The following is a 9,366-nucleotide window of genomic DNA, read 5'->3' on the forward strand; positions in this document are numbered from 1 at the left end:
AAGAATTGTTTTATAAAAAACAAATCATGCACAAATATGATTTTCTGTCAACTTAATTTAGATGCGTTTACCCTGGGCGTATTGTCGATCGCCCACCATTTAGAAATAGACGAGATCCCCTAATCTAAAAAAGTACGAGATCCCCTAATCTAGAAAAGTGCGAGATCCCGCAATCTAAAAAAGTACGATCGCCGATAATTGAGAAAAGTACGATCGCCCACCCGGTCGATCGCGCGGTGGATAAACAAGGACGAGATCCCGTTAATTCGATCGCCCGCAGAATCAATGGCCGATCGCCGGAAACAGAAAAATTACCTAAAAACGGGCGATCGACTCAAAGGAAGTTGTGCCCGGTGTGCGATCGCCCGACTCAGCTCAAACTATCGATAATAATTCGAGCGCACAAAATGACTAGCCCGCCCCGGTCGATCGACTCAGAGGAAATTGTACGGGCGATGTGCGATCGTCCGAGGGGTGTAAAACTATCAACAATCATTCGATCGCACAAAACAACTAGCTTGTAAAGTTGATCGACTCAAAGGAAATTGTACCCGGTGTGCGATCGCCCGGAGGGTGTAAAGCTATAGATAATCATTCGAGCGAACAAAACTAATCGCCCGCCACGTCGATTATTTGAGCTTGTCATATTATCCCTCTTTTAGTGGGACAATCGTCTCCGCTACAGCTCTTAATATTGAGGCGAGGCGATCGAAATCAACATATGTGGGGATATGTTCTTCGGATATAACTTTTTGCAGGCTTTTCCAATCATCTATCAGTGAACCTACATCTAGACTAACATCAGTTTCAAAGTTTGTCCATTCATCAGACGAAACTATCCAATAGTAATCTATATCATTAATATCTAATGATATAATGCCCTCTTGTTCCATTTTATTCATGAGTTTATCAAACAATATCCGTAGTTCACCAACCGTCACATTCATCGATTTATCCTCTCTATCTGCGATTAAGTTCTTGTTCTATTTTGATTAACTCATCTCTTTGCTTCTTGATTTGTTTTTGAAGTGCATTAATACGCCCCTGTATAATTTGTTCCCTTATTTGTGGATTTGGTGCGTTTTTAAGCCTGCCATCGTTATCATAAGCATCGGGATTTGCTATGTAGTCATTGAGCTTTTTCTCGTGTTCTTGGATTAGGTCTTGATAGGAGTTTCGGGCTTTCTCCAATTGAGGTGTTGTCATCTTTTGGTAAAGTTGACTCCCTGTACCGCCTGTTCCTTGAGAATATAATACTCCAAGTTCCTGAACTATATTTCTTAGACCAGCCGCCAACGTAGTTGTTCCGTGTAGTCCCAAAGCTACACCTCCTACTATGGCGGGAGCACCTCCGATGCAAGTGAATCCTGCTATACATAAAAATCCACCTCCCGTGGCAGCACCACCGCCTGCTATGATTTCCAAAATTCCTGTGACAATTGCTGCCCCATCTCCTAACCGTTGTCCCCACCAAAAATAATTGTAGTCGGGAAGCCCTTTAAGCCCTCGTTCCACATCTTGTTCTTGTCCATCCCAGTAAGGGTTGAAGACCTGGAATAACCATTTAGTTGAATCTCCGATATTACGTAGATACTGATATACTGCGCCAGCAACAAACATCCCAAGAGGTCTAAAAAAATTCAACAATTGTTGAATAACTTCTGCCAGTGCAGAACGTTTGTTTTCAGGTAATTTTCCACCAGGAGCACCAGAACCACCAGACGGATTATTAGCTAAATAATCATTCCCACTCCCACCTGAAGGCGCATCAACTTCATAACTAGCAAAGACATCTTTAAACTCAGGCTCCTTAACAATAAAAGTCGGCAACTGCCAAATATCATCACTAGGCTTCGGCAACTTCTGAAAATCAATCGGCACCTCTTGTTTCGGCGCCTTATTCAACCGCGGCGCCTCCCCAATTGAGGGCAAATCATTAACCTGCTCCCCCGTCCCCGAAGCATCGAACCCTCCCCCTGCTGACGAGGACTCAATCGTCGTATACTCCCCATCTTTCCAACTATATTTCGACCAACTTTCACTCCAACTATTCCTCCCATCATCATACTCAGTCCCGCTGCGAGTCCAACTCCAACTGCTGCCATTACTCGTATAGACACCCCCTTTCGTCACCGATTCTGAGTCGTAACCGCTCACAGTTTCCGTCCAACTGTAACCTTCCTTAAAATAATACTTGCTGTAACTTGAACTCCAGCTAGAATACTTGGACACCGAACTAGCTACGCCGTTACTATCGTAAGTGCTTTCGCTCGACCATTTCTCGTAAGTCGAACTGCCATTTTCAGTTCTTTGGCCATCTTTATAAGTTGTAACTGTCTGTGAATTCCAAGTACGGGAGGTGTCGCTACTGTTAGATGAGGTGGAATTGTTGCCCTCGGTACTGCTATTACTTTTGGTAGCTGTTATTGTGGATTCGTCACTGTTACTTTGAGTAGTATAAGTATCAGCCTTATACTCGCTCTCCCACTGAGCATTATTTTCTGAATAATTTTCAAGCTCGGAATTATAACTAACTTTCCCCTCACTGTTGCTGCTGGAAGAATTCGACTTACTGACAGAATAAGTATCCCGATTGTGGCTGCTAGTTGACGGCCCGTTTTTGTAACTTTGCGTGTCATTCCCTTGACTGATAGAATAATTGTTATTGCGGTTGTTGTGCCAGTATGAGGGGCCGTTGCTGCTGTTGGTTTCTTGAGATTGATTGACGGTGTAAGTGTCTCGATTGCTGGTATTTTTTGACGGGCCGTCATCGTAACTGCTGTGATAATTACTATTGGCTTCTGAATAAGTATCGCGGCTGTTGCTGCTGACTGTTGTGCCGTCTGTTGTAGTGCTGTCCCAAGTTGAATTGATTGCTGAATCGATCGCCCGTAAAGTCCGGCGCCGAAAGAATCGAGCGCCCGTAAAGTTTTGTGTACAAAAGTTCGAGCACCCACAGAATCGATCGCCCGTAAATTCGATAACTTAGATAAGGAAGATCGGTCTATAATAGTCGTCAATTTAGACAAAGCATAACTTCCCGTAGCTCAACCTAGATCGATCGAACTTTTACCATCATTATTGAAAGAGGTACGCAGCCATGCCAGAAAATCCTTATCTAAAGTTTCTGTTTCTTTCAATTTTTGCAAATCTTCCGCTTCTTTAGCCATTTCTCGAACTGCAAATGGATGACTGACAATGGCTTCAGTAAATTTGTCTTCTCCGTCCTTTTCCCAACTAATATTGAAAGATTCATCTTCCCAGGCTACAGAAAACTCAACGGTATTCCTAGCGTATTTTACTACTCTAACAATCTCTTTTGTAGCTGCCTCATTACAGGCTCTCAAAGTCGTGCAGATAGCGTCAATAACTTGTAGTAATTTATAACTATCACTACCAAAATCAAGCGAATCAGGAGCTATATTATCACTGCCACAATTATTGATTAATCGCTCTATCCTGAGCTCATCTATTGGTTTTCCTTGGAGAATGTGCCAAACTTCATCTAGCGCATTCCTGAGTACGCTGGGATCGCCCCAATCATACATTTGGCACAAAGCGTTGTAGTTGGGAAGGATTCGTTCGCAACAAGCAGCAGCAAAGGCAACTCTGTGAAATACGGGAAGTTTTTCCAGTTTTTGTTCTAGGATGCCAAACTCAAAAAAGCGCATATTCATTAAATCATCACCCAAGATCGATCAAACTTTTCCCTTCATTATTGAAAGAGGTACGCAGCCATTCCAGAAAATCCTTATCTAAAATTTCTGTTTCCTTCAACCTTTGCAAATCTTCTGCTTCTTTAGCCATTTCTCGAACTGCAAATGGATGACTGGCTATTGCTGAACAAAACTGTTCTTCTCCATCTTTTTCCCAGGTGATATTGAAAGAAGTGTCTTTGTAAGGTATGTAAGCTTCAATGGTATGTCTGGCAGATTTGACGGTGTGAACAATGTTCTCTACAGTAGGATCGAGACAGGCTGTCAGAGTAGCGCGGATAGCGATCAGAGCCTCCTGGGGTTCCAAAGAATCGTCCCCAAATTCAAGACAGTCTGGAAATACATCTTCCCTACCGCAATCCTCTCTTAATTGATTGACTTTTACAGGATCTACAAGCTTTACTTGGAGGATTTGCCAAACTTCATCTAATGCAACTCTCGGCACTTCAGGCACTCCCCAGTCAACTATTTGGCAAAAAGCGTTGTAGTTAGGAAGCATTCGTTCGCAACAAGCAGCAGCAAACGCAACTCTGTGAAGTTCGGGAAGGTCTTCGAGCTCTTTTTTTAGGGTGTCAAATTCAAAAAAATGCATATTCATTTGTGATTTTTATTGTCTGGGTGATTCATTTCGTCTAGGATTGTTCGGGCCGGGTTTCCAGGTAGGATTCCATTGACTGCCAGGTCTTATCTGTCTCTCTTGCATCAATGGCCGACAGAAATATTCGCAAATTCCATCTGCATGGCTTACCCCAATTGATTCAATTCCAACTATTGTTCCTTTAGCTTTTTCAGAGTCAGCCCAATAAATCATTCGCTCCTCTGCATGCAAGTTTCCTCCTCTGGAGTTTGGAATTACGATATATCCTTGATTTTCAAGCAACTTTCTATGGTCGCGTGAAAATTCTCCAAAAGCATTAGATACAACTTTTTTCACCTTACCTTGTGCATCTATGACCCGCCCTACCGCAATTACTCTGTTACTCTTAGCTCTTGGATCGTTGCCGTAAAGCTCGTTAGAAATCCGTATGGCATCTCTTTCTAACTCTACTGCACTTGGGTCAATCTCACCTTCACCGCGAATCGGACCTCCACTTTCTGAGCCATCCGTCGTACTGTGAAAAACTACTCCAAGCAACCTCGCTATATTCTTTAAGCCAGTCGAAGCTGTAGTTGCTCCGTGTAGCCCTAGAGCTGTCCCTGCTACTATAGCAGGAGCACCTGCAATACAACCAATTCCTGTTACACATAAACCTGCACCTCCAGCACCAGTTCCGCCACCTCCTATTATCTCTAAAATCCCCGTAACAATTGACGCTGCATCTCCGAATGTTCGCCCTGCTTGGAAAGACCAGGTTTTAGGCAGATTGCGCTCTACATCTTGCTCAAGTCCATTCCATCCAGGGATTAAAACCTGCAACAACCATCTAGTAAGTTCTCCGTTGTTACGCAACCATTGATATACTGCACCAGCAACAAACTCTCCAAGAGGTTTAAAAAACTTCAACAATTTTTGAATAACTTCTGTTAGTGCAGAGCGTTTGTTTGGAGGTAACTTGCCACCAGAACCACCACCACCAGAACCACCAGACGGATTATTCGCTAAATCATCATTCCCACTCCCACCTGAAGGGGAATCAGAACCACTACTACCAAAAACCTCTTTAAACTGAGGCTCTTTAAAAATCACAGTCGGCAACTGCCAAATATCATCACTCGGCTTCGGAGGCTTCACTAAATCCGGTGGCACATCTTGTTTCGGCGCCTTATTCAACCGCGGCGCCTCCCCAAATTCGGGCAAATTATTCATCTGCGTCCCAGTTCCTTCCGGGTGAAATGACCCCCCCGTCACCTCATATTCACCCGGCAAATACTCCCCATCTTCCCAACTAGACTTCGACCAACTTTCACTCCAACTATTCCTCCCATCATCATACTCAGTCCCGCTGCGAGTCCAACTCCAACTGCTGCCATTACTCGTATAGACACCCCCTTTCGTCACCGATTCTGAGTCGTAACCGCTCACAGTTTCCGTCCAACTGTAACCTTCCTTAAAATAATACTTGCTGTAACTTGAACTCCAGCTAGAATACTTGGACACCGAACTAGCTACGCCGTTACTATCGTAAGTGCTTTCGCTCGACCATTTCTCGTAACTCGAACTGCCATTTTCAGTTCTTTGGCCATCTTTATAAGTTGTAACTGTCTGTGAATTCCAAGTACGGGAGGTGTCGCTACTGTTAGATGAGGTGGAATTGTTGCCCTCGGTACTGCTATTACTTTTGGTAGCTGTTATTGTGGATTCGTCACTGTTACTTTGAGTAGTATAAGTATCAGCATTATACTCGCTCTCCCACTGAGCATGATTTTCTGAATAATTTTCAAGTTCGGAATTATAACTGACTTGACCCTCACTGTTGCTGCTGGAAGAGTTCGACTTGCTGAGAGAATAAGTATCCCGACTGTGGCTGCTAGTTGACGGGCCGTCTTTGTAGTTTTGCGTGTCATTGGTCTGAGTTACCGAGTAATTATTATCTCGATTGTTTTGCCAGTATGATGGGCCGTTGCTGCTGTTGGTTTGTTCAGATTGATTGACGGTGTAAGTGGATTGATTGCTGGTATTTTTTGACGGGCCGTCGTCGTAACTGCTGTGATAATTACTATTGGCTTCTGAATAAGTATCGCGGCTGTTGCTGCTGACTGTTGTGCCGTCTGTTGTAGTGCTGTCCCAAGTTGAATTGATTGCTGAATAGTCGTTGCTGCTGTTGCTGGTTTTGGAGGGGCCGCTGCTACTGTTGCTCTCATAATTCGAGCGATTTACTTGGCTTTCTGACCCGCTGTGAGTGTTGGTGTAACTGCTGTTATTGCTGCCCGACGTCCAATCGGCTTTGCCTTGAATTTGAGTTGAACTGTGGTTGAGAGAACTGCCGGTGCTGCTAGTATAGTGAGTGTTTGAAGTTGATTTTGAACCCCAATCGTCTTGGCGGTTGCCGTTATTCGTTGCATAGTCGGTTCCGTATTGACTGTCTGATTGGGAAAAACTGTTTCGGTAACTGTCGGCAGTGGTGTTTGTAGTTTGTGAAGGAGTGGTATAATTGCTAGAACTGCGGGATTTTTGAAGATATGAGCTTTGGTCGTTGCGAGTGCCTTCGTATTTAACTCGGCTGTAGTTTTGCTGCGATTGATTTTTGTTTTCTACTGAGTTTTGAGAAAAGTTTTTGCTGGTGTAGGTACTGGCAGATGTGTTTGAATCGCTGGTGGATTGGTTAAAAGAGTTGCCCTTGCTGTTGGTTTGGACGGCGTTTTGATCCCAGCTTGATTCGGTGTTTGAGAAGTGGCTGTTGGTTTGAGTGTTTGTGGTGGTTGTACCGTGGGAACTACTGGTAGAGGTGGTTGTATGTGGCGCTAGTTCTGTGGTATAAGAGCTAGTGCCTTCATTGCTGTTTCCGGTTGAGGTGCTGGTGGTTTTTGGTGTGCCTGGGGCGGTGGTTGCAGTTGCTCTTTCTGAGGGTTTGGATGGGGTATTGTTGGGTGTGTTGCTGGGATTTGCATCGGCATCAATTAAGGGTTTTGTCCAGTGTTTGGTAGCTGCCAAGACTGGGATTGCGGGGATTGTTTCTGTGGCTGTGGCTATTGCTAATTCTGGGTTTAATATTCCGTATCCTGTTCTTTCGTCCCATGAGGGTACGTCGATGTCTGTTGCTGTGTTTAGGAGGATGTTTTTGATTTGTTGGCGGTTCAGGGATGGGTTGGCTGCCCACATTTGCCAGATGGTGTTTGTGACGAATGCGGCTGCTATTGATGTGCCTTGTTTGGATTGGGTTGTTGATGGTTCTGCTGTTTGTGTAAGGCTTGTTGGTGCTAGGATATCTAATCCGCCTCCGTAGCTGGAATAGGCGGCGCGGTGGTTGTTGTCGGATGCTCCCACTGTGATGATGTTGTCGAATTCTGTGGAGGCTTGTCCGAGGGCTGAAATGAGTGTTCCTTCGTTTCCAGCGGCTGCTACAATCAGGATGTTGTTGTCAAGGGCGTATTTGAGTGCTGATTTTTCTTCTGCTGTCAATTTGTGCCGTGTGGTTTGTGTGCCGTCGGGGTTGATTTGGGTTAAGTCGAAGCTGAGGTTGATGAGGGCGTTGGGTTGTTTGGCGGCGATTGCTGCGTTTACAAATTCTATCAGGGATTGATGCCAGTTGCCGCTGCCTGTTGCTCGTCCCAACCAAATCGGAGTCGATTTTTGGGTGGGGTTTTGATTGTCTGTGGTGGCGATAATTTCTAAAATTGTGTCGCCGTGTTGGTTTCCTTGGTTTGGTTGGAGTAGGGGGTTGTTGTCGCCCTCGATTAAGTCTTTGCCGAGGCTGATTTTGCTGTAGTTGATGTGGGGATTGTTGGTGGTGAATCCGGTGTCGATGATGCCGATTAATGGTTGGTTTTTTTGGGGGAGGTTGGGGGTTGTTTCTGGTTGGGTTTCTGTGTCGGTGGTTGTGTATTCGTTGATGGTTGTTTCGGAGTGGCTGTCAGTTGCAGTTGCGATGAAGGAGTCGGGGATGATATGAAGTGAATTGTCTGGCTGATTGTTGGCGTCGGATGATATTTCGGGAGTAATGGCGATGTTTTCGGAGTCGAAGTCGGGGTTGACAAATTCGTCGATAGTTGTTGGTGGCTGATTTTTGCTGTCGGCGGTGATATTTTCCGATTGTTGTGAGTGATGATTTTCGGTGACGGCAATTTCGGGTATAATAGTTTGGGCGTCGGTAACTATGTATTCTGATGCGGATGGTTGATGATTTTGGCGGGATTCTGTTTCGGGAATGTTAGGAAATTGTTGGGCGAATATGCTGTTGAGAGTTTCCGACTGTTGGGAAATTTCTTCGGGAGAAATTAGCGGGAAATTTTCAGGAGTTTGGCTGGCTATTTCGGGGGTATCGATAAGAGTTGGAGAGGTGTTTTCAATTTCCCCGGTGAGAATGTCTGTGGATGCTGCGGGTATTGCTGGTATTTCTGGTTTGTCGGGTTGGAAAAAGACGGATGTTTCGATTTTGTCTCCTGTGATGAAGTCGATTGATTTGGCATCTGCGATGGCTGGTTGAATGTTTTCTGAGATAGTTGGGATTGTGTTTTCGGAAACTTGCGGGTTTTGAGTTTCTGTCGTTGGGGAGTTTTCGGGTTTTGTTTCAGCAGGATTTGTCGCGCAATTGCAAATTTCGGAAACTGTCGAGTTTTTGGTTTCTGTCGCTGGGGAGTTTTCGGTTTTTATCTCAGCAGGATTCGGATCGGAATTGGGAGTTTCGGAAACTGTCGAGTTTTCAGTTTCTGCTGTGGGAGAGTTTTCGGTTTTTGGATCGGCAGAATTTGGATCGGAATTGGGAGTTTCGGAAACAGTCGGATTTTCAGTTTCTACTGCGGGAGAATCTGTTTTTGGATCGGCTGGATTTGGATCGGAATTGGGATTTTTGGAAACAGTCGGATTTTCAGTTTCTCCTGCGGGAGAATCTGTTTTTGGATCTGCAGAATTCGGATCTGAATTGCGATTTTCAGAAACAGTCGGGTTTTTGGTTTGTGTCGCAGAGGAATTTTCCGTTTTTGGATCTGCAGAATTCGGATCTGAATTGCGATTTTCAGAAACAGTCGGGTTTTTGGTTTGTGTCGCAGAGGA

General features: G+C 44.7%; 7 protein-coding genes. 1 reads left to right on the top strand and 6 read right to left on the bottom strand.

What is annotated here, in order from left to right:
• Window positions 1-236 precede the first annotated feature (236 nt).
• Window positions 237-524, top strand: coding sequence for a hypothetical protein (locus QUA88_RS28440; protein ID WP_333058548.1), 288 nt, complete (start codon window positions 237-239; stop codon window positions 522-524).
• Window positions 525-647: 123 nt separating this feature from the next.
• Here QUA88_RS28440 and QUA88_RS28445 read toward each other — a convergent pair whose 3' ends face one another.
• The 6 genes from QUA88_RS28445 to QUA88_RS28470 all read right to left on the bottom strand — a co-directional run.
• A complete protein-coding gene (locus QUA88_RS28445; protein ID WP_333251604.1) occupies window positions 648-947 on the bottom strand; it encodes a hypothetical protein in 300 nt (99 codons plus the stop codon).
• Between the two features lie 13 nt (window positions 948-960).
• On the bottom strand, window positions 961-1,905 hold the full coding sequence (locus QUA88_RS28450) for a hypothetical protein (RefSeq protein ID WP_333234347.1): 945 nt from the start codon (window positions 1,903-1,905) through the stop codon (window positions 961-963).
• 518 nt (window positions 1,906-2,423) lie between these two features.
• A complete protein-coding gene (locus tag QUA88_RS28455) occupies window positions 2,424-3,029 on the bottom strand; it encodes a hypothetical protein (RefSeq protein WP_333275072.1) in 606 nt (201 codons plus the stop codon).
• 18 nt (window positions 3,030-3,047) lie between these two features.
• Complete coding sequence (locus QUA88_RS28460; RefSeq protein ID WP_333234329.1) at window positions 3,048-3,677, bottom strand: DUF416 family protein; 630 nt, start codon at window positions 3,675-3,677, stop codon at window positions 3,048-3,050.
• A gap of 7 nt (window positions 3,678-3,684) precedes the next feature.
• Window positions 3,685-4,314 (bottom strand): DUF416 family protein, encoded by a 630-nt coding sequence (locus QUA88_RS28465; RefSeq protein ID WP_333234331.1) that lies wholly within the window; start codon window positions 4,312-4,314, stop codon window positions 3,685-3,687.
• Window positions 4,315-4,323: 9 nt separating this feature from the next.
• A partial coding sequence (locus QUA88_RS28470) for a S8 family serine peptidase (RefSeq protein WP_333275075.1) occupies window positions 4,324-9,366 on the bottom strand: 5,043 nt, incomplete at its 5' end.

The sequence above is a fragment of the Microcoleus sp. D3_18_C2 genome, from assembly GCF_036702395.1.
Lineage (GTDB): Bacteria > Cyanobacteriota > Cyanobacteriia > Cyanobacteriales > Microcoleaceae > Microcoleus.